Raw genomic sequence first — 20,965 nt, 5'->3', positions numbered from 1 at the left:
CCATGGATGGTCCTTCTTGCCCGGCCGGGCGGCTGATACGTTGCGAAACGGAATGTGACTTCCGCTTGGCTGTTGCGCTGCCTAAAAGGCCGACAGGGTTTTGAGGGATTGGACGGGGCAAAATCATGTGCGGAATCGTTGGAATCGTCGGCCAGGCGCCGGTTGCGCCACTGATCGTCGATGCGTTGAAGCGGCTTGAATATCGCGGCTACGATTCCGCCGGTGTCGCCACCATCGAGAATGGCGAACTGGCGCGCCGCCGCGCCGAGGGCAAGCTGGTCAATCTCGAGCGCCGGCTCAAGGCCGAACCGCTGGACGGCAACATCGGCATCGGCCACACGCGCTGGGCGACACATGGAGTGCCGAACGAAACCAATGCGCACCCGCATTTTTCCAACGGCGTGGCGATCGTCCACAACGGCATCATCGAGAATTTTGCCGAGCTTCGCCACGAGCTTACGGCCGCCGGCTACGAATTCACCTCGCAGACCGACACAGAAGTGGTGGCGCATCTGATTGCGCGCGAACTGGCGGCTGGGGAAAAGCCCATCGATGCGGCGCATGCGGCGCTGAAGCGGCTTAACGGCGCCTTCGCGCTAGCCATCATGTTCAAGGGCGACGACGACCTGATCGTCGGCGCCCGCAACGGCCCGCCGCTGGCGATCGGACATGGCGACGGCGAGATGTTCCTCGGCTCGGACGCGATCGCGCTGGCGCCCTTCACCAATTCGGTCACCTATCTCGAGGACGGCGACTGGGCGGTGGTGCGCCGCAACGAATTCCAGATCTACGACATGGACCGCAAGCCGGTGGAGCGCCAGAAGCGCCAGTCGGTCGGCACCAGCTATCTCGTCGACAAGGGCAATCACCGCCATTTCATGGAAAAGGAAATCCATGAGCAGCCGGAGGTGATCTCGCACACGCTGGCCCATTATCTCGACTTCACCCAAGGCACGTCGAAGCCGCTCGACCTGCCGTTCAACTTCGCCGACATCGATCGCCTGGCGGTTTCGGCCTGCGGAACCGCCTATCTCGCCGGGCTGGTCGGCAAATACTGGTTCGAGCGCCATGCGCGTCTGCCGGTCGACATCGATGTCGCCTCGGAATTCCGCTACCGCGAGATGCCGATTTCGAAGAAGAGCGCTGCGTTCTTCGTCTCGCAATCGGGCGAAACCGCCGACACGCTGGCGTCGCTGCGCTACTGCCGCAAGGAAGGCGTGCCGATCGGCGCGATCGTCAACGTGCGCGAATCGACGATGGCGCGCGAATCCGACGTCGTGATGCCGACGCTTGCCGGCCCCGAGATCGGCGTCGCCTCGACCAAGGCCTTCACCTGCCAGCTTTCGGTGCTGGCGGCGCTGACCATTCGGGCGGCCTCGCAGCGCGGCACGATCACGGCGGACGAAGAAAAGGCGCTGGTGCGCAGCCTGTCGGAGACGCCACGCTATGCCGCCCAGGTGCTCAAGCTCGACAAGCAGATCGAGAAGGTTTCGCGCGAGCTCGCTTCCTACAAGCATGTGCTTTATCTCGGACGCGACACCAATTTTCCGCTCGCCATGGAAGGCGCGCTGAAGCTCAAGGAAATATCCTACATCCATGCCGAGGGTTATGCCGCGGGCGAGCTCAAGCACGGGCCAATCGCGCTGATCGACGAGAACATGCCGGTCATCGTCATTGCGCCGCATGACCGGATCTTCGAAAAGACCGTCTCGAACATGCAGGAAGTGGCAGCGCGCGGCGGCAAGATCATCCTGATCACCGACCAGAAGGGTGCTGCCCAGGCGACGGTGAAGACGATGGAGACCATCGTGTTGCCCGATGTGCCGGAGTTCATCGCGCCGATCATCTACGCCCTGCCGATCCAGATGCTGGCCTATTTCACCGCTGTGTTCATGGGTACCGACGTCGACCAGCCGCGCAACCTGGCGAAGTCGGTGACGGTGGAGTAAGGGTCCCGCCCCCTACGAAGATCGCTGTTCCAATGCACGGCGCGCTTGACTAATGTTGCGCTGCAAACAATGCGGCGGTGAGCGATGTCAGACGGCCACAAGACCTCTGGGATGACGCGGTTGAGGAACTATTTCCTCACCGGCTTCATCGTCTGTGCGCCGCTGGCACTGACAACCTACATCGTCTGGTCGTTCGTCGGCTGGGTCGATTCGTGGGTAAAACCCTATATCCCGCCGAGCTATAACCCGGACAACTATCTGTCGATCAAGATTCCCGGCTTCGGGCTGATCGTGGCGCTGGTGCTGATCACCCTAATCGGGTTCCTCACCGCCAACTTCATCGGCCGCGCCATTGTCGGGTTCGGCGAGCGGTTGCTGAACGGCATGCCGCTGGTGCGCGGCCTCTACAAGGCGCTGAAACAGCTGTTCGAGACGGTGCTGTCGAACAAGAACGAGATGTTCCGGACCGTCGGCATGGTCGAATATCCGCGCAAGGGGGTGTGGTCGCTGGTCTTTGTCGCCAACGAGAAGCAGACCGAGATCAACGAAAAGCTTGACGAGGAGGGCGACCCGCTGATCGCCGTCTTCATGCCGTGCACGCCTAACCCGACGACCGGTTTTCTGATGTATGTGCCGAAGTCCGATATCGTCGTGCTCGACATGAGCATCGAGGACGGTGCCAAGCTGATCGTCTCGGCCGGGCTGGTGGCACCCGAGGTAAGCAAGGCAGCGGCAAAGGGCATTGTCGTCGAGGGGCCGATCGGCAATCCGCCGGTGGGCACCTTGCCTCAGCCGGCTCTCAGCAAGCGCACCGCCTCATCCCTGCCGAACACGTAAAGCAGCAGCCGCAGCGCTTCGCCTCGCGGCGACATCAGTTCGGGGTCGCGAGCCAGGATCAGCCGGGCGTCGTCGCGGGCGATTTCCAGGAGGTCGGCATGCGCCTCGATGCGTGCGACCTGGAAGCCCGGCGTGCCGGACTGGCGCGTGCCCAGCAGTTCGCCTTCGCCGCGCAACTTCAGATCTTCCTCAGCGATAAGAAAGCCGTCTTCGGTGTCGCGCATGACAGACAGGCGGCGCTTGGCGGTTTCACCGAGCGGGTCCTTGTAGAGCAGCACGCAGGAAGACGGTTTCGAACCGCGGCCGACACGACCGCGCAGCTGGTGCAACTGGGCGAGGCCGAAGCGTTCGGCATGCTCGATGACCATGATGGTGGCGTCGGGCACGTCGACGCCAACCTCGATGACGGTCGTTGCGATCAGCACGCGCGTTTCGCCCGCCTTGAAGGCGCGCATCGCCTCGTCCTTCTCCGCGCCCTTCATGCGGCCATGGACGATGCCGATCCGCTCACCGAAGACAGGCTGGAGCGAGGCGAAGCGGTCCTCGGCCGACATCAGTTTGACCTCTTCCGATTCTTCGACGAGCGGGCAGATCCAGTAGATCTTCTGGCCCTCGGCGACGGCATCCCTGACGCGGCCGACGAGCTCGTCAATGCGCTCCAGCGGCAACGTGACGGTGCGGATCGGCTGGCGGCCGGCTGGTTTTTCGGTCAGCCGCGACACGTCCATGTCGCCGAAGGCGGTCAGCACCAGGGTGCGCGGGATGGGGGTGGCGGTCATCACCAGCATGTCGGGCGCCTGGCCCTTGGCGTTCATGGCGAGGCGCTGATGGACGCCGAAGCGGTGCTGCTCGTCGATGATGGCAAGCGCCATGTCGCGGAAGGCGACGGTTTCCTGAAACAGCGCATGCGTGCCGATGACGATGTCGATCTCGCCGCTTTCGAGCCCGGCCAAAGTCTGGACACGGTCGCGCCCCTTTTCGCGGCCGGTAAGCACCGCGACGCGCATGCCGACGCGCTCGGCCAGCGGGGTGATGGTCGCAAGGTGCTGGCGAGCGAGGATTTCGGTCGGCGCCATCAAGGCCGCCTGGCCGCCGGCTTCGACGGCGCGGGCCATGGCCAGCAGCGCGACGACTGTCTTGCCGGAGCCGACGTCGCCCTGGAGCAGGCGCAGCATGCGTTCCGGCTTGGCGAGATCAGCGTCGATTTCTTCAAGCGCAGTCTGCTGCGAGCCAGTCAACTGGTAAGGCAGGGCCGCGCGGAGCGCATTGACGATGCGGCCGTCGCCAGTCAGCGGGCGGCCATGCAGCTTGCGCACGCGGGCGCGAACCAGCGCCAGCGAAACCTGGCCGGCGAGCAGTTCGTCATAGGCGAGGCGGCGCCAGGCGGCGTTTTCGGGCGAAGCGTCGATCGGGTCGGCTGGGTTGTGGACGCGCTGCAATGCCGCTGCGAACGAGGCGAAGCTGTGCCGGCGCATCAATTCCGGATCGAGCCATTCCGGCAATCCCGGCAGGCGCTCGAGCGCCTGACCAATAGCCCGGCGCAGCACCTTGCCCGACAGTCCTGCCGTCAGCGGATAGACCGGTTCGACAAGCGGCAGCTTGTCGGCTTCGCTGGCAAGCGCGATGTGGTCGGGATGGACCATCGAGGGGCGGCCGTTGAACCACTCCATGCGGCCGGAGACAATGACCTTCTCGCCTTCGGGCATCGCCTTTTCGAGATAGGCGGCGTGGGCATGGAAGAAGGTCAGGGCGATCTCGCCGGTGTCGTCATGGGCAAAGACGCGGTAGGGCACCGAACGGTTGCCGCGCGGCGCCGGCTGATGGCGGTCGATGCGGACCTCCAGCGTGACGATGGCGCCTTCGGCGGCGAGCGCGATGCCGGGACGGTTGCGCCGGTCGATGACGCTGTTGGGCAAAACGAACATGAGGTCGCCGACGCGGGCAGCCCGGTCGCCGAGATCGGCAGGTACGACCTTTTCGATCAGCACGGCGACCTTCGGTCCAATGCCGGCAAGCGAGGTGATGGGTGAGAACAGGGGATCGAGCTGGGATGGACGCATGATGTCAGCTTATGCGCTGGAGCAGCCCGGGCAAAGGCTGACAGGGACGGCTATCCACGCTATATGCGCCTCGACATCAGAGGATTGCTGACATGACGGGATCGACACGCTCGAGCGAAGGGCTTGATACGCGCAGGCGCAAGCTGCTGTTCCGCTCCTGGCATCGCGGCATGCGCGAGATGGACCTGATCCTCGGCAGCTTTGCCGACGCCAACATCGACAAGCTGAGCGACGAACAACTCGACCACTACGAGGTGTTGCTCGACATCACCGACAAGGAGCTTCTGTCGTGGATCATCGGCGAGAATCCGGTGCCGGCTGAAGTCGACCATGACGTCTACCGCCAGATCGTGGCGTCGCGCGGCGCATTCACAGCCTGAGTGAAATCATGAGCCTGACCAAAGCAATCGGCCTGCCCAAGGGTCGCGCCGGACAGTTCATCGTCGATGGCGTCGCCGACGGCTACGAAGCCTTTGCGCTCGCCATCGCGGCCGCCGAGACGGCGCCTGACCGGCCGCTGCTGTTTGTCGCGCGCGACGGCCAGCGCCTGCCGCAGATCGTCGAGGCGCTGGCCTTCGTCGCGCCCGATTTGCCGGTACTCGAACTACCGGCATGGGACTGCCTGCCTTACGACCGGGTATCGCCGGGTTCTGATGCGGCGGCACGCCGGCTCGACGCGCTGGCGGCGATGATCGCGCTGCGCAAAGAGCCGCATCGGGCGATCGTTTTGACGACTGCCAATGCGCTGCTGCAGCGCGTGCCTCCATCAGCCGCCATCGAAGCACAGGAATTCCGGGCCAAGCCGGGCAACCAGGTCGAGATGAATCAGCTTGTGGCGCGGCTCGAACGCGCCGGCTTCGAGCGCGTGCCGACGGTGCGCGGCGTTGGCGAATTCGCCGTGCGCGGCGGCATCCTCGACCTCTATGCGCCGGGCGCTACCGATGCGCTGCGTCTCGACTTCTTTGGCGATACGCTGGAGACGATCCGCGCCTTCGACGTCGCCAGCCAGCGCACGACGGGCAGCCGCAATTCGGTGACGCTCCAGGCGATGAGCGAAGTGGCGCTGACGCCGGAGACGATCAGCAAGTTCCGCCGCAGCTACATCGAAGCTTTTGGCGCGCCCTCGCGCGACGATGCGCTCTATGCGGCGGTCAGCGAGGGCCGGCGATTTGCCGGCATGGAGCACTGGCTGCCGTTCTACTATTCACACCTTGAGACGATCTTCGACTATCTGCCCGACGCGCCCGTGGTGTTCGACCATCTGGCGCGCGAAGCGCTGGGCGAACGCCATACGCTGATCCTCGATCACTACGATTCGCGCCGCAAACAAGGCGAGGGCAAGGGCCTCAAGGATGCGGTGCCCTATAAGCCGGTGGCGCCGGAACAGATGTATCTGTCGCCCGAGGAGGTGTTCACGGCGCTCGCCGACCAGGTCAACGCGGAACTCACCCCGTTCGACACGCCGTTTTCGAGCGGACGCAAGGTGCTGCATGCCGGCTCGCATGCCGGCCGCAGCTTTGCCGAAGAGCGCGCCGACCCTAACGCCAACGTCTTCGACGTGGTGGCCCGCCACATAGCCGACCAGCGCGCCGCCAAGCGCCGCGTTGTCGTTGCTGGCTGGACAGAAGGTTCGCTCGACCGGCTAACGCAGATCCTCGACGAGCACCATCTCGGCAATCTCAAGCGCGTGTCGAACCTGGCCGAGGTTGAAGCCTTGAAGCCGGGCGAAGCGGGCCTCGCCGTCCTGCCGATCGAGGCCGGCTTTGAATCAGGTGAACTGGTTTTCGTTGCCGAACAGGACATTTTGGGCGACCGGCTTATCCGGCGCTCCAAGAAGCGCAAGCGCGCAGCCGACTTCATCGCCGAGGCCTCGGCACTTTCGTCCGGCGATATCGTTGTCCATGCCGACCATGGCATCGGCCGTTTTGTCGGCCTCAAGACCATCGAGGCGGCGGGCGCGCCGCATGATTGCCTTGAAATCCACTACGCCTCAGACGGCCGGCTGTTCCTGCCGGTCGAAAACATCGAGCTTCTGTCGCGCTATGGCTCTGACACAGCCGAAGCCCAGCTCGACAAGCTCGGCGGTGGCGCCTGGCAGTCGCGCAAGGCCAAGCTCAAGCGGCGCCTGCTCGAAATGGCGGGGCAACTGATCAAGCTGGCCGCTGAGCGGCATATGCGTGAAGCCCCCGCAATGAACCCGCCTGACGGTGTCTATGGCGAGTTCGCCGCGCGCTTCCCCTATGAGGAGACCGACGACCAGCAGAGCGCCATCGATTCCGTCATGGAGGATCTTGGCGCTGGCAAGCCGATGGACCGCCTGATCTGCGGCGACGTCGGTTTTGGCAAGACGGAGGTGGCGCTGCGCGCGGCCTTCATCGCGGCCATGGAAGGTTTCCAGGTCGCCGTGGTGGTGCCGACGACGTTGTTGTCGCGACAGCACTTCAAGACGTTCACCCAGCGCTTCGCCGGCCTGCCGGTGAAGGTGCGGCAGGCCTCCAGGCTGGTCGGCACCAAGGAACTGGCCGAGACCAAGCAAGGCATTGCCGACGGTACTGTCGACATCGTCGTTGGCACGCATGCGCTACTGGGGTCGTCGATTCAGTTCAAGAACCTCGGCCTGCTGATCATCGATGAGGAGCAGCATTTCGGCGTCAAGCACAAGGAACGGCTCAAGGAACTGAAAAGCGACGTGCACGTGCTGACGCTGTCGGCGACACCGATCCCGCGCACGCTGCAACTGGCGCTGACCGGGGTCCGCGAGCTGTCGCTGATCGCCACGCCGCCTGTCGACCGCATGGCGGTGCGCAGCTTCATCTCGCCCTTCGATCCGCTGGTCATCCGCGAGACGTTGCTACGCGAACGTTATCGCGGCGGCCACAGCTTCTATGTGGTGCCGCGCATCGCCGATCTCGCCGAGATCCAGCAGTTCCTGCAGGAATCTGTACCGGAGCTGAAGGTGGCGGTGGCGCACGGCCAGATGCCGCCGGGCGAGCTCGACGACATCATGAACGCCTTCTACGATGGCCAGTACGACGTGCTGCTGTCGACGACGATCGTCGAATCGGGCCTCGACATTCCGACCGCCAACACGCTGATCGTGCATCGCGCCGACATGTTCGGCCTGGCCCAGCTCTATCAGCTGCGCGGCCGTGTCGGCCGTTCCAAGGTGCGCGCATATGCGCTGTTCACGCTGCCGGCCAACCGGACGCTGACAACGACCGCCGAGCGGCGGCTCAAGGTGCTGCAGTCGCTCGACACGCTGGGCGCCGGCTTCCAACTCGCCAGCCACGACCTCGACATCCGTGGTGCTGGCAACCTTCTGGGCGAGGAGCAGTCGGGCCACATCAAGGAAGTCGGCTTCGAGCTCTACCAGCAGATGCTCGAAGAGGCGGTTGCCGAGTTGCGCGGCAGCGGCGAAGCTGTCGACACCGGCTGGTCGCCGCTGATCGCGGTCGGCACGGCGGTGATGATCCCGGAAAGCTATGTGCCCGATTTGCAGCTCAGGCTGGCGCTCTACCGCCGCCTCGGCGACCTGGAGAACACCGAGGAGATCGACGGCTTCGGTGCCGAGCTCATCGACCGCTTCGGGCCGCTGCCGGAAGAGGTCAAGCACCTGCTCAAGATCGTCTTCATCAAGGCGCTGTGCCGCAAGGCCAATGTCGAGAAGCTGGATGCCGGGCCGAAGGGCGTTGTGGTTCAGTTCCGCAAGCGCGAATTTGCCAATCCGGCAGGCCTGGTGCGCTACATTGCCGAGCAGGGTTCGCTGGCCAAGATCAGGCCGGACCACTCGGTGGTGTTCGCGCGCGACTGGCCAAATCCGGAAAAGCGCCTGGCTGGCTCGGCCGTCATCATGACACAGCTGGCCAAGCTCGCCGAACAGGCCGCCTGATACGAAAATCCCTCACCGTCACAGGGCGATGAGGGATTTGTCTCCTTGGTAACAGAAGGTCAGTTGAGCGTTGGCTCGCCCGCTGCCTTTTCGGCTGCGACCTGACGGATGGCGTCGGCAAGTGTTGCCGCATCCTGGGCGCCCATGACCGCATATTTGCCGTCGAGCAGGAAACACGGGACGCTCGTGATGCCCATGCGCGACGCGGTGACGATCTCATTGGTGACGTCGTCGCGATCGGCGTCGGTAGCGAGCAGCGACTCGACTACTGCCGCATCCATGCCGGCCGCGCGTGCGGCTTCGATCAGAACGGCATGATCGCCGATGTTCTTGCCCTGCTCGAAATAGAGGCTGAACAGCGAACGCGCGAGCTTGTCCTGGACGCCATATCCCGATGCCGCCGCCCAGCGGATGAGGCGGTGAGCGTCGAGTGTGTTGGGCGCAACCGTGATGGCGTCGAAATCGAAGGCGATGCCCTCGATAGCGCCAAGCGAGACCAGATTGGCATGGACTTGCTTCAGCCGGTTCTCATCGCTGAACTTCGCCAGCATGTAGGCCCTGCGCTCCTTGCCCTCCGGCGGGATGGTCGGATCAAGCTGGAACGGCCGCCAATGTACCTCGGCCTTGATGTCGGGCAGGCCGGCGAGCGCACTTTCAAGGCGATTCATGCCAAGAAAGCACCATGGGCAGACGACATCCGAGACGACGTCGATGGTGATGTGGTTCTGATCAGTCATGGAAAAGTCCTTAGCTCAGGCAGTTCGATTTAACCGCCCTGACTCCACCAGACCGGCAATTGATAGCCGAATATGGGTGTTTTTTCCGGATGTTTTAGTCTGTTGGCAAATGCCAGCCACTGCTCGGAGTTATGCTGGAATGGCACCATGTAGCTGCCGGAGATCAGCAGACGGTCGAGCGCGCGCACTGCGGCGACGAAATCTTCCTTCTCGCGCGCGTTGAGCATGGCCTCGATCATCGCGTCGACCGCGGGGCTTGCGACGCCGGCGAGATTGAACGAGCCCGGCTTCTGGGCGGCGGATGAGCCCCAGCGTCCGATCTGCTCGATGCCCGGCGACAGCGTGCCGGTGAAGCCGGTCACGCCGATCAACGCGTCGAACTCGAAGGCCTGCTTGCGAGACTGGATCTGGTCGGCCTCGAGCGCGCGAATGGTAACTGTGATGCCAAGCTTTTCCAGCGTGCGCTGATAGAGCGCGGCAAGGCGCTGTTCCGCCTCAGATGACGTCAGGATCTCGAAGGCGAAAGGTTTGCCTTCGGCATCGAGCATCTTGCCGCCCTGCAAGGTGTAGCCGGCACTCTTGAACAGCTCAAAAGCCTGTTTCATCACCTTGCGGTCCTGGCCCGAGCCGTCGGTGACAGGCGGGCGATACGTGCCGTCCATGACGTCGGGGCGGACCGCATCAGGGAAGGGCGCCAGCAGCGCTTTTTCCTTGTCATTGGCCGGCACGCCATAGGCCGACAGTTCCGAACCCTGCCAGTAGCTGACGGTGCGCTCGTACTTGCCGGCGAACAGGTTCCGGTTGGCCCACTCGAAGTCGTAGAGCATGCCGAGCGCCTGGCGGACCTCAGGATTGGCGAATTTCGGCAGACGGGTATTGAACATGAAGCCAGTGACGACGGGCGGCAGGCCGCTCTTGAAGGTCTCGGCGACGATGTCGCCGTTCTTGAAGGCGGGGAAATCGAAGCCGCGTTCGCGCTTGACCGGGTCGGCCTCGGTGAAGGTGTCGCAGATGCCCTTCTTGAATGCCTCGAACTGGGCGGCGGTGTTGAGGAAATACTCGATGGTGATCTGGTCGTAATTGTCGAAGCCGCGCTTGGAGGGGATGTCACGTGCCCAGTATTCGGGATTGCGCTTGAAGACGATGCGCTCGCCCGGCTTCACTTCGGCCACCGTATAGGGGCCGCTGCCGATGACCGGCTTCAACGTGGTCTGATCGAACGTGTCCTTGGAAAAGGCGTGCTTGGGCACGATCGGCGTCAGCGCGATGATCAGCGGGAATTCCCGGTCGGCCTTGTCGTTGAAGGTGAAGCGGACGCTGTTGTCGCCGGTCTTTTCGATCTTTTCGATCTTGGCCATGCGGTCGGAGTAGGGCGGACGGCCCTTTTCGGTAAAGACCTCATAGGTGAATATAACATCGTCGGGCGTGATCTGCTGGCCATCCGACCACATGGCATTGGGGTCGAGATTGAACTCGATCCATTTGCGCTCGGGGTCGATGTCGACCGATTTGGCAGTCAGGCCGTAGATGCTGAAGGGCTCGTCGGCGCTGCGCTGCATCAGCGATTCGAAGACGAGATTTCCGTAGATTGTGTCGATCATGCCGCGCGCGGTGGTGCGCAGGCTCTTGATGATGAACGGGTTGAGATTGTCGAAACTGCCGATGACGCAATAGGTGATCTTGCCGCCCTTGGGTGCGTCAGGATTGGCGTAGGGGAAGCTCTTGAAATCTGCCGGCAAGGCGGGCGTGCCGTGCATGGAAAGACCGTGAACCGGCTCGGCCAGGGCTGCGCGCGGGGCGATAAAAGCGATGGCAGCGGTGGCAACCAGCAGCGAAAGAGTGCGTCTCACGACGATTCTCCACGAATTCGGGGAAGCTTTGATGATTCGAAGCGTAGCGCAGGCGCATGTGACCCGTCCATTGTCGGCTCAAGGCACAACAAATGCATGGAAACAGGCTGGATTCGCGGCCCGCAGCAGTGTAACACGCGCGGCGAAGTCATGCTGTTGCCTCATTTGCCCAACAGGTAGCGTCGACACACGGCTTGGGCCGGTCCCGGGATTGTTTGAGAGGAATTCATGAAGATGACGAGCCAGAAATTCGACGGTCTCCGCCTGTCGGCCATGGCGGCTGGCGTTGCTGTTCTACTGGCGTCGGGCCTTACGCCTGCGGCTGCACAGCAGCAGCAGGTGCCGCAGGGCTGGTTCAAGGCCTGTTCCAAGCAGGCTGACGTCGACATCTGCAACGTGCAGAACATCCTGACCGCTTCCAACGGCCAGCTGGTCACCGGCATTTCGATGATCGAGCTCAAGGGCAAGGTCAATCGCAAGGTGTTCCAGGTCACCGTGCCGAGCGGTCGCCTCATTCCTCCGGGAATCGGCCTGCAGGTCGATGGCGCCAAGGCACAGAAGCTGGAATACGTGATCTGTTTCCCGGATCGCTGCGTTGCCGAGATTGCCCTGACCGACGCGCTCGTCGGTTCGTTCAAGAAGGGCACCGATCTGACGCTGACCTCGATCAACTTCCAGAATCAGCCTAACCCGATCAAGGTTTCGCTGTCGGGCTTCACCGGCGCCTTTGATGGCGAGCCGCTGAAGCAGTCGGACCTGGAAGACCGCCAGAAGAAGCTCCAGGAGTTCGTGTCGAAGAACAACGAGGACTTCGCCAAGAAGCTCAAGGAAGAGCAGGATAAGGCCAAGACGGCCAACTGATCGACCTGACTGATCTGAAATGAAAAAAGCGGGGCTTTGGCCCCGCTTTTTTGTTTGGCATCAAGTGGTTGCGTCTAGTGGCTGCTGCGTGCCTTGGGGGCGTAGTGGCCATCCGCGGTCTTGTCGAAATACTCGCCCACCTGCGGATGCCGGACCGGCTCGCCGGAACTGTCCTCAAGCAGGTTCTGCTCGGAGACATAGGCGACATATTCGGTCTCCGAATTCTCCGCCAGCAGGTGATAGAAAGGCTGGTCCCGCCGCGGGCGCACGGCAGCGGGGATCGCGTCGTACCACTCCTCGGTATTGGCGAATTCCGGGTCGACATCGAAGATCACGCCCCGGAACGGGAACACACGGTGGCGCACCACCTGTCCGATCGAGAACTTTGCCGTCTTCATGGGTCTCACCTGTGCCGCGCTCGATTTGCCAAATCACACGCGCTTTCAATCGCTTAGGTCACAATCGCGTTCGAAGAGGCTCTCCGGTCCCGCCAATTGTGCCTTCCAACTTCCTATTTGGCGCAGCAAGGCAGCTATTTCAATGGCATAGCGGCTTGACGGCTGGTCCGGCGGCACGATACCGGCTGGTTGTTATGCTCCGTCGCGCATCCGTCGCCGCCAGGCGGTGAACGCGCCTTTTCCAGCACGCCAAGCGGGAAAGTGCCGATGTCTGAGGTGATCGGTCTGATCTTGCCCTTCTTCGGGCTGATCTTCATGGGGTTCGTCGTTGCCCGGATCACCAGGCAGCCGCTGGAAGCGCTCGGCTGGATGACGACCTTCATCGTCTATGTCGCCCTGCCGGCGCTGTTTTTTCAGCTGCTAGCCAAGACGCCGTTCGAGCGGCTGACCGAATGGGGTTATATAACAGGAGCGGTGTTTTCGACCTTCGTCATCTTCATGCTGATGTTCACGGCGTCCTGCATCAGGGCGCGTGGCGAGATCGCCGAATCGACGATCAAGGGGCTGGCCTCCGCCTATGGCAATATCGGCTATATGGGCCCCGGCCTTGCGCTGCTGGCCTTCGGCGAGGAGGCGGCGGTGCCGGTGGCGCTGATCTTCTGCTTCGAAAACATCATGCATTTCACCATCGCGCCAATGATGATGGCGCTGGCCGGCGACGAGCCACGCTCGCCGGTGAGCGTAGCCCTCGACGTGGTCAAGAAGATCGCCCTCCACCCGTTCATCATCGCAACCGCGGTTGGCGTATTTGCGGCCTATGCGGAGTTTCAGCCGCCGCTGCCGGTCGAGCGGTTCCTCGAATATCTGTCACGCGCGGCAGCGCCTTGCGCCCTGTTTGCCATGGGCGTGACGCTGGCGCTCAGGCCATTGAAGCGGGTGCCGCACGAAATGGTGCCGATCGCGCTGCTCAAGCTGATCGTGCATCCGCTGCTGTGCTACGTCGTGTTGAGCTGGGTTGGCAATTTCTCGCCGGTATGGCTGTTTTCGGCGATGCTCATGGCTGCACTGCCGACGGCGACCAACGTCTTCGTCATCGCCCAGCAATATGGCGTCTGGGTCGAGCGCGCCTCGGCGAGCGTGCTTGTCACCACCTGCATCTCGGTGCTGACGGTCACCGGACTGCTGTACATGATCCAGCATGGCATATTGCCGCCGGATCTTTTCCCGTAAGAGACTGCGAGTTGTCGAACAGCCTCCGGTGCTCAGTCGGTGGAGGCGTCGCGCTGACTGCGCGGCGAACGCAGGCCAGATGCGATCGACGAAAAGCCGCTGCCCGGGCGCAAGCCTTCACGCATGAAGAAGGCGCGGAGCGGTGAGAAGCCGCCGAGGACGTTGAGCCCAGCACTGCGCGCCAGTTGTGCCGGCAGCATGTCGGATAACAGCGACGTGTTGAGCAGGTTGACCGCGCTGGTGCGGGCGAGAATGTCGGGGCGCCGCGCGGAATCATATGCCGCGAGCGCTAACACAGCACCTGTATCATCGTCACGGTATTTCGATGCTATTTCAACGAGCTGATCGACATCCCTAATGCCGAGATTGAGCCCTTGGGCGCCAATCGGTGGGAACACGTGCGCGGCTTCGCCGACAAGGGCGACGCGGTTCTGGGCGAAACGTTGCGGTAGCAATGTTGACAACGGATAGATCTGGCGTCCGCCTTCGACGGTGACGCGGCCGAGCATCGACTGCATCTGCTGTTCGACCCGCAACGACAGGGCTGCGTCGTCCAGGCTGGCGAAGTCCTTTGCCATTTCGGGCCTGAGCACCCAGACGAGGCTGGAGCGGCGGCCGGGCAGTGGAACCTGGGTGAACGGCCCGGTTTCGGTATGGAATTCGGTCGAGGTGAAGGCGTGGTCGCGGCTATGGGCGAAATTCAGCACCAATGCCGCCTGCGGCAGCGAACGCACCGATGCCGAGATGCCGGCAGCCTGGCGCGCCGGCGAATTCCGGCCATCGGCGGCGACCGCCAATGGTGCTTCGACCGATGTGCCGTCCGATAGCGCGGCATTCACCTTGTTGGGCTCAAGGGTCCAGCTGTCGACCATGGCGCGGCGCCATTCGATGCCGGCATGGGCCTCGACAGCCTTTTCGAGGACTGCGTTGAAGACGCGATTCTGGAAATTGAGGCCGAAATGGTCTTCGCCGATCTCGCCGGCGCGGAAAGTGACGATGGGGCTGCGGATCAGCCGCGACGTGCCATCGATGATACGCATCACCTTGAGGGGGGCCGCTTCGGGTTCGAGCGAATCGAGCACGCCCAGCTTTGCCAGGAATTTCAGCGCCGGCACCATCAGTGCCGTGGTGCGGCCATCGTCGGCGCGCGCCGACGGTCCGGCAAGCACGACGCCAAAGCCGGCCTCGGCAAAGGCTAGAGCAGATATAAGCCCCACCGGTCCAGTGCCGGCCACCACAACGTGGTTTGTCGTATCGACGCTCATCGGCTGCCCGTGCTGTTCTGGTGCCATCTGCGCACCTCAGTTATCCCGGTATATTGCAGGCCTAAGCCATTGATCAACGCGGCGATTCATCCCATTCGGTCGCAATTGTTCATCTCGGTGCAATTTCAGCCGGCTTGGGATGTTGCCGGACGCCAACGCCGCAGTGGATGAAGTTGTACTGGCACCGCAACTGGTCATTTTCGGCTTGGCTTTCGTCTTGTCTGGAAAGCGGTGCTGCTATTAAGTGCCGGAACGGCAGGGAGACTATCGGTGGCAAACAGGAGGGCGCGATGAAGGAAGAATTCGTGCAACCGTGCCGCAACAGATTGTCTCCATTGCTTGGTCATGTTCATCCATTCGGCTCAATTCTGCAAAATGATTGGCGGGAAACGTGAAGCCCAAGAAAGTCACATGGCCGCAGGCGCGGGCCTTTTCGGTCCATCTTCTCACCGCATCGGGATCGTTCCTTGCCTTCCTATCGCTGGTTGCGGCGAGTGAAGAACGCTGGACGGCGATGTTCTGGTGGCTGGGGCTCGCGCTTTTCGTCGACGGCATCGACGGGCCGATCGCGCGCAAGCTCGAGGTCAAGGAAATCCTGCCGACGTGGTCGGGCGAACTGCTCGACAACATCATCGACTATGTCACCTATGTGCTGATCCCCGCCTTCGCGCTCTATCAGAGCGGCTTCATGGGCGAGGGGCTGTCGTTCCTGTCTGGAGCGATTATCGTGGTGTCGAGCGCGATCTACTATGCCGACACCGGCATGAAGACCAAGGAGAACTTCTTCAAGGGCTTCCCGGTAGTCTGGAACATGGTGGTGTTCACGCTGTTCGTCATCGAGCCGGGGCAATGGGTTTCGTTCGCGGTGGTGGTCATAGCGGGCATCCTGACCTTCGTGCCGATGAATTTCCTGCACCCTGTGCGGGTCGTCAGGCTGCGGAACATCAACCTGCCGATGACGCTGATCTGGTGCGCCTTGGGCGGCGTGGCGCTATGGCAGCACATGGATGCCAGCGAATGGGTCAAGATCGGCATCGCCATCAGCGGCCTGTACCTGTTCTTCATCGGCGGCGTGATGCAGCTCTTCCCCAATCTCGGCGGCAAGCCGGCAACCGAGACAGAGAAAGACTGACGACGTGCCCAAAGCGATACGCGTGCATGCCCATGGTGGCCCCGAAGCGCTGACCTACGAAGAAGTGGAAGTCGGCCGTCCGGGCGTCGGTCAGGCGCTCATCCGCCACACCGCCATCGGTCTCAACTTCATCGACGTCTATTTCCGCACCGGGCTCTACCCCGCGCCAAACGGCATGCCTGTGACCCCGGGCGGCGAGGCGGCTGGCGTGGTGCTGGAATTGGGCGACGGCGTCGACTGGCTCAAGGTCGGCGACCGCATCGCCTATGCAGTACCCACAGGGGCGTATTGCGACGAACGGGTGATTGCCGCCGACCGTCTGGTCAAGGTGCCCGACGGCATCTCCGACGAGCAGGCGGCTGCCATGATGCTGAAGGGCATGACGGCCGAATATCTATTGCTGCGCACCTTCAAGGTGAAGGCCGGCGACATCGTTCTTTACCATGCCGCTGCCGGCGGCGTCGGCCTGATCCTCGGTCAGTGGGCCAAGCATCTTGGCGCGACTGTTATCGGGACGGTCGGCTCGGACGACAAGGGCGAGCTTGCCAGGGCGCATGGCTTCGACCACGTCATTAACTACCGCGAGCAGGATTTCGTCGCCGAGGTGGCTGCCATCACCGGCGGCAAGAAATGCGACGTCGTCTATGATTCCGTCGGTAACGACACGTTTCCCGGTTCGCTCGACTGCGTGCGACCGCTGGGAACCTTCGTCAGCTTCGGCCAGTCTTCGGGACCGATCCCGCCATTTTCCATTTCGCTTTTGGCACAGAAGGGCTCGCTGTTTGCAACGCGGCCGACGCTGTTTGCCTACAATGCGCGGCGCGAGGATATGGTAAAGTCTGCTGACGCGCTGTTCGATGTGGTGCTCAAAGGAGCGGTCGAAATCAGGATCAACCAGCGTTATGCGCTACGCGACGTGGCAGAGGCTCATGCCGATCTGGAAGGCCGCAAGACGACGGGGACCACCGTACTTGTCCCTTGAGTTTTCGCTGGAATTCTTGAAGCTCTTTCAACTTCTGACATGCTTTGCGCCGGGAGCAGGACGCGCCTACCATGCTCCCGGGAACATAATAAAGAACTGACAATGGGAGGCGTTGTGGACACAACCCCTTTAGCCAATGGTCGGAACCTGCTTGAGGTTCGCGGCCTGACGAAGATATTCGGCACTCTAAAGGCGTGCGACCAGATCGACCTGACCATCGCCAAGGGTGAAATCCACGCACTGCTTGGGGAAAACGGTGCCGGCAAATCGACGCTGGTGAAGATGTTATTCGGCTCGTTAGAGCCCAATGCCGGCCAAATCCACTGGAACGGCCAGTTGGCCAGGATCACCAGCCCGGGCGTTGCCAAGAAGCTCGGCATCGGCATGGTTTTCCAGCATTTTTCGCTGTTTGAAGCGCTGACGGCTGCCGAAAACATAGCGCTTTCGCTGGCCGACGACACGCCGATTGGCACGATCGCCGCCAAGGCGCGGGCGCTGTCTTACAGCTATGGTCTGCCGCTCGATCCAGACTCACTGGTCGGTGACCTCTCGGTCGGTGAACGCCAGCGCATCGAGATCATCCGCTGCCTGTTGCAGACGCCTGATCTGATCATTCTCGACGAGCCGACTTCGGTGCTGACGCCGCAGGAGGCCGACAGGCTGTTCGAGACGCTCGAGCGCCTGCGCTCCGAGGGCAAGTCGATCCTCTACATCTCGCACCGCCTCGACGAAGTCCGCCGGCTCTGCGACAGCGCCACGATCATGCGACACGGCAAGGTTGTAGGCCACTGCAATCCCCGGCTCGAGACGCCATCTTCGCTGGCGCGGATGATGGTCGGCACCGAGGTCAAGAACGCCGAGCGCACCACGGCATCGGTGCGCGGCGAGGAACTGCTCAGCATCTGCGGCATGAGCCGCAAGCCGGCCGGACCGTTCTCGACGCCGCTCAAGAACATCTGGCTGAGCGTCGCCGGCGGCGAGGTCATCGGCATCGCCGGTGTCGCCGGCAACGGCCAGGGTGAGCTATTCGAGGCGGTCTCGGGTGAGGCTTTGCAGGAAAGTGCTGACGCTATCCGCATCCGCGGCAAGTCGGCAGGGCGCATGGGCATTTCCGCGCGCCGTCTTCTGGGTGCTGCCTTCGTACCTGAAGAGCGCCTCGGCCATGGTGCTGCCCCGCGCATGCGGCTGTCGGACAATCTGCTGCTGTCGCGCCACGCCACTGACGGCAAGGCGTTCGTCGCTGGCCTCGGGCTGATCAAGTCTGGCGCGATCCAGAAGGCTGCGCAGCGCATCATCGATGTGATGGACGTGCGCAAGAGCGCGCCGGATCCCGAAGCTGCCGCTCTTTCGGGCGGCAACCTGCAGAAATTCATCATCGGCCGTGAGCTCGACCGCAACCCTGCCGTCATGGTCGTCAACCAGCCGACCTGGGGCGTCGACGCCGGTGCCGCGGCGCGCATCCGCCAGGCGCTGATCGAACTGGCGCGCAACGGCTCGGCGGTGCTGGTGATCAGCCAGGACCTCGACGAGCTGTTTGAAATCTCCGACTCGATCGCCGTCATGCACAATGGTGAGCTGTCCAAGCCGATCCCGATCGCCGACGCCACGCTTGAGCGCATCGGCCTGCTGATGGGCGGTGCCGAACCTGGTCACCTCGACCATGCGAAAGAGGTGGCATGATGCGCATCGAACTCGTCAAGCGCCCGGAGCGCTCCAAGCTTTTTGCAGCGCTTTCGCCCCTCATTGCGCTTGGTCTGACGCTGATTGCCGGCGCGATCATGTTTTCGCTGCTTGGCAAAGACCCGGTCGAAGCGCTGTATTATTACTTCATCGATCCGCTGCGCGAGGTCTGGTCGCTGCATGAGCTGGCGGTCAAGGCAGCTCCGCTGATCCTGATCGCCGTCGGTCTGTCGATCTGCTACCTCTCCAACAACTGGAACATCGGCGCCGAAGGCCAGTTCGTCATCGGCGCGATTACCGGCTCGATCCTGCCGGTGATGTTTCCTGACTTCCAGTCGTGGATCGTGCTGCCGCTGATGCTCTTGATGGGCATTGCAGGCGGTGCCGCTTACGGTGCAATTCCGGCCTATCTCAAGGTGCGCTTCAACACCAATGAGATCCTGACCAGCCTGATGCTGGTCTACGTCGCGCAGCTGTTCCTCGACTGGATGGTGCGTGGGCCGTGGCGCAACCCGGCGGGGATGAACTTTCCGGAGACGCGCACCTTCAGCCCGAGTGCTGTACTCCCCGAGATCTGGTCGGCTTCGGGACGCGCCAACTGGGGTTTTGTGTTCGCCATCGTTGCGGCGATCGCGCTGTGGTTCATGCTGTCGCGTACCTTGAAAGGCTTCGAGGTTCTAGTGCTGGGCCAAAGCCCACGCGCAGGGCGCTTCGCAGGCTTTTCGCAATCGAAAATGGTGTTCTTCGCCTTCCTGGTGTCAGGCGGTCTTGCCGGGCTGGCCGGTATTTCGGAAGTGTCGGGCGCTATTGGCCAGCTTAGGCCGACGATCTCGCCCGGCTACGGCTTTGCCGCAATCATCGTTGCCTTTCTCGGCCGTCTGAACCCGCTCGGTATCATTGCTGCGGGCCTGGTGCTGGCGCTGTCATATCTCGGCGGCGAAGCAGCACAGATATCGATCGGCGTGTCCGACAAGGTGGTGCGCGCGTTCCAGGGCATGCTGCTGTTCTTCGTCCTCGCCTGCGACACGCTCATTCTTTACCGCATCCGCTTTGTCGGCGCCTCCGCTGCAAAGACCGTGGAGGCCACGCAAAATGTTTGAAGATATCCTGATTACGATTGCGACGGCGGCAACTCCGCTGCTGATCGCAGCGGTCGGTGAAGTGGTCGTCGAGCGCTCCGGCGTGCTCAACCTCGGCGTCGAAGGCATGATGGTGATGGGTGCGGTGACCGGTTTCGGCGTCGCGCTGACCACCGGCTCGCCTTGGCTCGGCGTGCTTGCCGCGATCATCGTCGGTGCGCTGTTTTCGCTGCTGTTCGGCTTCCTGACGCTGACGCTGGTGACCAACCAGGTGGCGACAGGCCTGGCCCTGACGCTGCTCGGCCTTGGTCTGTCGGGCATGCTCGGCGAGAGCTTCGTTGGCCTGCCGGGCATAAAAATGGACTACATCCACATTCCCTTCCTCAGCGAACTGCCGTTCGTGGGCAAGCTATTGTTCGGGCAGGATCCGCTGTTTTACGTGTCTCTGCTGTTGACCGCAGGCGTCGCCTACTTCCTGTTCCGCACCCGGGCAGGGCTGACATTGCGCTCGATCGGCGATAACCACACCTCGGCGCACGCACTCGGCATCAAGGTCATCGCCATCCGCTACCTCGCCGTCATGTTCGGCGGCGCCTGCGCGGGACTTGCCGGTGCCTATCTGTCACTCGTCTACACACCGCAGTGGATCGAAAACATGACCGCAGGCCGGGGCTGGATTGCCTTGGCGCTGGTGGTGTTCGCTTCCTGGCGGCCGTGGCGGATACTCGCTGGCGCCTATCTGTTCGGAGCGGTTTCGATCGGCCAGCTGCATGCCCAGGCGTTGGGCATCGGCGTGCCGTCGCAATTGCTTTCTTCGCTACCCTATCTGGCAACCGTCGTTGTTCTTGTGCTGATCTCGCGCAACAGGCGACTGACGATGGTGAACACTCCGGCTTCATTGGGGCGGCCGTTTGTGCCAGATCGCTAAGACCATGGCACCGATTCGAAAGTCGTTTCGAACGGCATTCGAGGCGGACCATGTACAGGGACTACAAAAAGGATGGGATAGTGCCCCG

The 20,965-nt window shown here is 62.6% G+C and carries 16 protein-coding genes; 11 read left to right on the top strand and 5 right to left on the bottom strand.

Annotation, left to right across the window (positions count from 1 at the left end; translation table 11 throughout):
- Window positions 1-125: 125 nt before the first annotated feature.
- Complete coding sequence (gene glmS, locus IHE39_RS07370; RefSeq protein WP_192565967.1) at window positions 126-1,949, top strand: glutamine--fructose-6-phosphate transaminase (isomerizing); 1,824 nt, start codon at window positions 126-128, stop codon at window positions 1,947-1,949.
- Between the two features lie 84 nt (window positions 1,950-2,033).
- Window positions 2,034-2,786, top strand: coding sequence for a DUF502 domain-containing protein (locus IHE39_RS07365; RefSeq protein ID WP_192565966.1), 753 nt, complete (start codon window positions 2,034-2,036; stop codon window positions 2,784-2,786).
- Here IHE39_RS07365 and recG read toward each other — a convergent pair.
- Complete coding sequence (gene recG / locus IHE39_RS07360) at window positions 2,738-4,846, bottom strand: ATP-dependent DNA helicase RecG (protein ID WP_192565965.1); 2,109 nt, start codon at window positions 4,844-4,846, stop codon at window positions 2,738-2,740. The genes IHE39_RS07365 and recG overlap by 49 nt on opposite strands.
- 92 nt (window positions 4,847-4,938) lie before the next feature.
- On the opposite strand from recG, the gene IHE39_RS07355 reads away from it, so the two are divergent.
- Together IHE39_RS07355 and mfd are read left to right on the top strand one after the other, a co-directional pair.
- Window positions 4,939-5,226, top strand: a complete 288-nt coding sequence (locus tag IHE39_RS07355) for an FAD assembly factor SdhE (protein ID WP_192565964.1) — start codon at window positions 4,939-4,941, stop codon at window positions 5,224-5,226.
- Window positions 5,227-5,234: 8 nt separating this feature from the next.
- Window positions 5,235-8,735, top strand: coding sequence for a transcription-repair coupling factor (gene mfd / locus IHE39_RS07350; protein WP_192565963.1), 3,501 nt, complete (start codon window positions 5,235-5,237; stop codon window positions 8,733-8,735).
- A gap of 59 nt (window positions 8,736-8,794) precedes the next feature.
- Here mfd and IHE39_RS07345 read toward each other — a convergent pair whose 3' ends face one another.
- Both IHE39_RS07345 and IHE39_RS07340 read right to left on the bottom strand, forming a co-directional pair.
- Window positions 8,795-9,472 (bottom strand): DsbA family oxidoreductase, encoded by a 678-nt coding sequence (locus IHE39_RS07345; RefSeq protein ID WP_192565962.1) that lies wholly within the window; start codon window positions 9,470-9,472, stop codon window positions 8,795-8,797.
- 29 nt (window positions 9,473-9,501) lie between these two features.
- A complete protein-coding gene (locus IHE39_RS07340; RefSeq protein WP_434781285.1) occupies window positions 9,502-11,322 on the bottom strand; it encodes an extracellular solute-binding protein in 1,821 nt (606 codons plus the stop codon).
- Between the two features lie 234 nt (window positions 11,323-11,556).
- On the opposite strand from IHE39_RS07340, the gene IHE39_RS07335 reads away from it, so the two are divergent.
- On the top strand, window positions 11,557-12,183 hold the full coding sequence (locus IHE39_RS07335; protein ID WP_184767711.1) for an invasion associated locus B family protein: 627 nt from the start codon (window positions 11,557-11,559) through the stop codon (window positions 12,181-12,183).
- Window positions 12,184-12,257: 74 nt separating this feature from the next.
- Here IHE39_RS07335 and hspQ read toward each other — a convergent pair whose 3' ends face one another.
- Window positions 12,258-12,581, bottom strand: coding sequence for a heat shock protein HspQ (gene hspQ / locus IHE39_RS07330; protein WP_184767712.1), 324 nt, complete (start codon window positions 12,579-12,581; stop codon window positions 12,258-12,260).
- Between the two features lie 267 nt (window positions 12,582-12,848).
- Between hspQ and IHE39_RS07325 the strand changes: the two genes are divergently transcribed.
- The gene (locus tag IHE39_RS07325; RefSeq protein WP_192565961.1) at window positions 12,849-13,811 is read left to right on the top strand and encodes an AEC family transporter; all 963 of its coding nucleotides are present in this window, start codon (window positions 12,849-12,851) and stop codon (window positions 13,809-13,811) included.
- A gap of 32 nt (window positions 13,812-13,843) precedes the next feature.
- Here the strand turns inward: IHE39_RS07325 and IHE39_RS07320 are convergent, their stop codons facing one another.
- Entirely contained in the window at window positions 13,844-15,103 is a 1,260-nt protein-coding gene (locus tag IHE39_RS07320) for a UbiH/UbiF family hydroxylase (RefSeq protein WP_246485392.1), read from the bottom strand.
- 364 nt (window positions 15,104-15,467) lie between these two features.
- Here IHE39_RS07320 and pcsA point away from each other — a divergent pair, with 364 nt between their 5' ends.
- The 5 genes from pcsA to IHE39_RS07295 all read left to right on the top strand — a co-directional run bounded on the left by pcsA (window position 15,468) and on the right by IHE39_RS07295 (window position 20,877).
- The gene (pcsA, locus tag IHE39_RS07315) at window positions 15,468-16,208 is read left to right on the top strand and encodes a phosphatidylcholine synthase (RefSeq protein ID WP_184767714.1); all 741 of its coding nucleotides are present in this window, start codon (window positions 15,468-15,470) and stop codon (window positions 16,206-16,208) included.
- A 4-nt stretch (window positions 16,209-16,212) separates the two neighbouring features.
- Entirely contained in the window at window positions 16,213-17,190 is a 978-nt protein-coding gene (locus tag IHE39_RS07310) for a quinone oxidoreductase family protein (RefSeq protein WP_184767715.1), read from the top strand.
- A 102-nt stretch (window positions 17,191-17,292) separates the two neighbouring features.
- Window positions 17,293-18,870 carry an ABC transporter ATP-binding protein gene (locus tag IHE39_RS07305; RefSeq protein WP_192565960.1) on the top strand — a complete coding sequence of 526 codons (1,578 nt, stop codon included), beginning with the start codon at window positions 17,293-17,295 and terminating at the stop codon, window positions 18,868-18,870.
- The gene (locus IHE39_RS07300) at window positions 18,870-19,970 is read left to right on the top strand and encodes an ABC transporter permease (RefSeq protein WP_192566077.1); all 1,101 of its coding nucleotides are present in this window, start codon (window positions 18,870-18,872) and stop codon (window positions 19,968-19,970) included. Before IHE39_RS07305 ends, IHE39_RS07300 begins: the two co-directional genes overlap by 1 nt.
- Window positions 19,963-20,877, top strand: coding sequence for an ABC transporter permease (locus IHE39_RS07295; protein WP_192565959.1), 915 nt, complete (start codon window positions 19,963-19,965; stop codon window positions 20,875-20,877). The genes IHE39_RS07300 and IHE39_RS07295 overlap by 8 nt, the downstream gene beginning before the upstream one ends.
- Window positions 20,878-20,965: the final 88 nt, after the last annotated feature.

Source organism: Aminobacter carboxidus, from assembly GCF_014863355.1.
GTDB lineage: Bacteria > Pseudomonadota > Alphaproteobacteria > Rhizobiales > Rhizobiaceae > Aminobacter > Aminobacter carboxidus.
Note: the sequence above shows the minus strand (reverse complement) of the source record. Positions and strands in the feature narration are given on the sequence as shown.

Coding starts and splice junctions, on each gene's coding strand:
- mfd (WP_192565963.1), top strand. CDS start 5,235: ATGAGCCTGACCAAAGCAATCGGCCTGCCCAAGGGTCGCGCCGGACAG.
- IHE39_RS07305 (WP_192565960.1), top strand. CDS start 17,293: ATGGGAGGCGTTGTGGACACAACCCCTTTAGCCAATGGTCGGAACCTG.
- IHE39_RS07345 (WP_192565962.1), bottom strand. CDS start 9,472: ATGACTGATCAGAACCACATCACCATCGACGTCGTCTCGGATGTCGTC.
- IHE39_RS07295 (WP_192565959.1), top strand. CDS start 19,963: ATGTTTGAAGATATCCTGATTACGATTGCGACGGCGGCAACTCCGCTG.
- IHE39_RS07320 (WP_246485392.1), bottom strand. CDS start 15,103: ATGGCACCAGAACAGCACGGGCAGCCGATGAGCGTCGATACGACAAAC.
- IHE39_RS07335 (WP_184767711.1), top strand. CDS start 11,557: ATGACGAGCCAGAAATTCGACGGTCTCCGCCTGTCGGCCATGGCGGCT.
- recG (WP_192565965.1), bottom strand. CDS start 4,846: ATGCGTCCATCCCAGCTCGATCCCCTGTTCTCACCCATCACCTCGCTT.
- IHE39_RS07355 (WP_192565964.1), top strand. CDS start 4,939: ATGACGGGATCGACACGCTCGAGCGAAGGGCTTGATACGCGCAGGCGC.
- glmS (WP_192565967.1), top strand. CDS start 126: ATGTGCGGAATCGTTGGAATCGTCGGCCAGGCGCCGGTTGCGCCACTG.
- IHE39_RS07325 (WP_192565961.1), top strand. CDS start 12,849: ATGTCTGAGGTGATCGGTCTGATCTTGCCCTTCTTCGGGCTGATCTTC.
- IHE39_RS07300 (WP_192566077.1), top strand. CDS start 18,870: ATGCGCATCGAACTCGTCAAGCGCCCGGAGCGCTCCAAGCTTTTTGCA.
- hspQ (WP_184767712.1), bottom strand. CDS start 12,581: ATGAAGACGGCAAAGTTCTCGATCGGACAGGTGGTGCGCCACCGTGTG.
- IHE39_RS07365 (WP_192565966.1), top strand. CDS start 2,034: ATGTCAGACGGCCACAAGACCTCTGGGATGACGCGGTTGAGGAACTAT.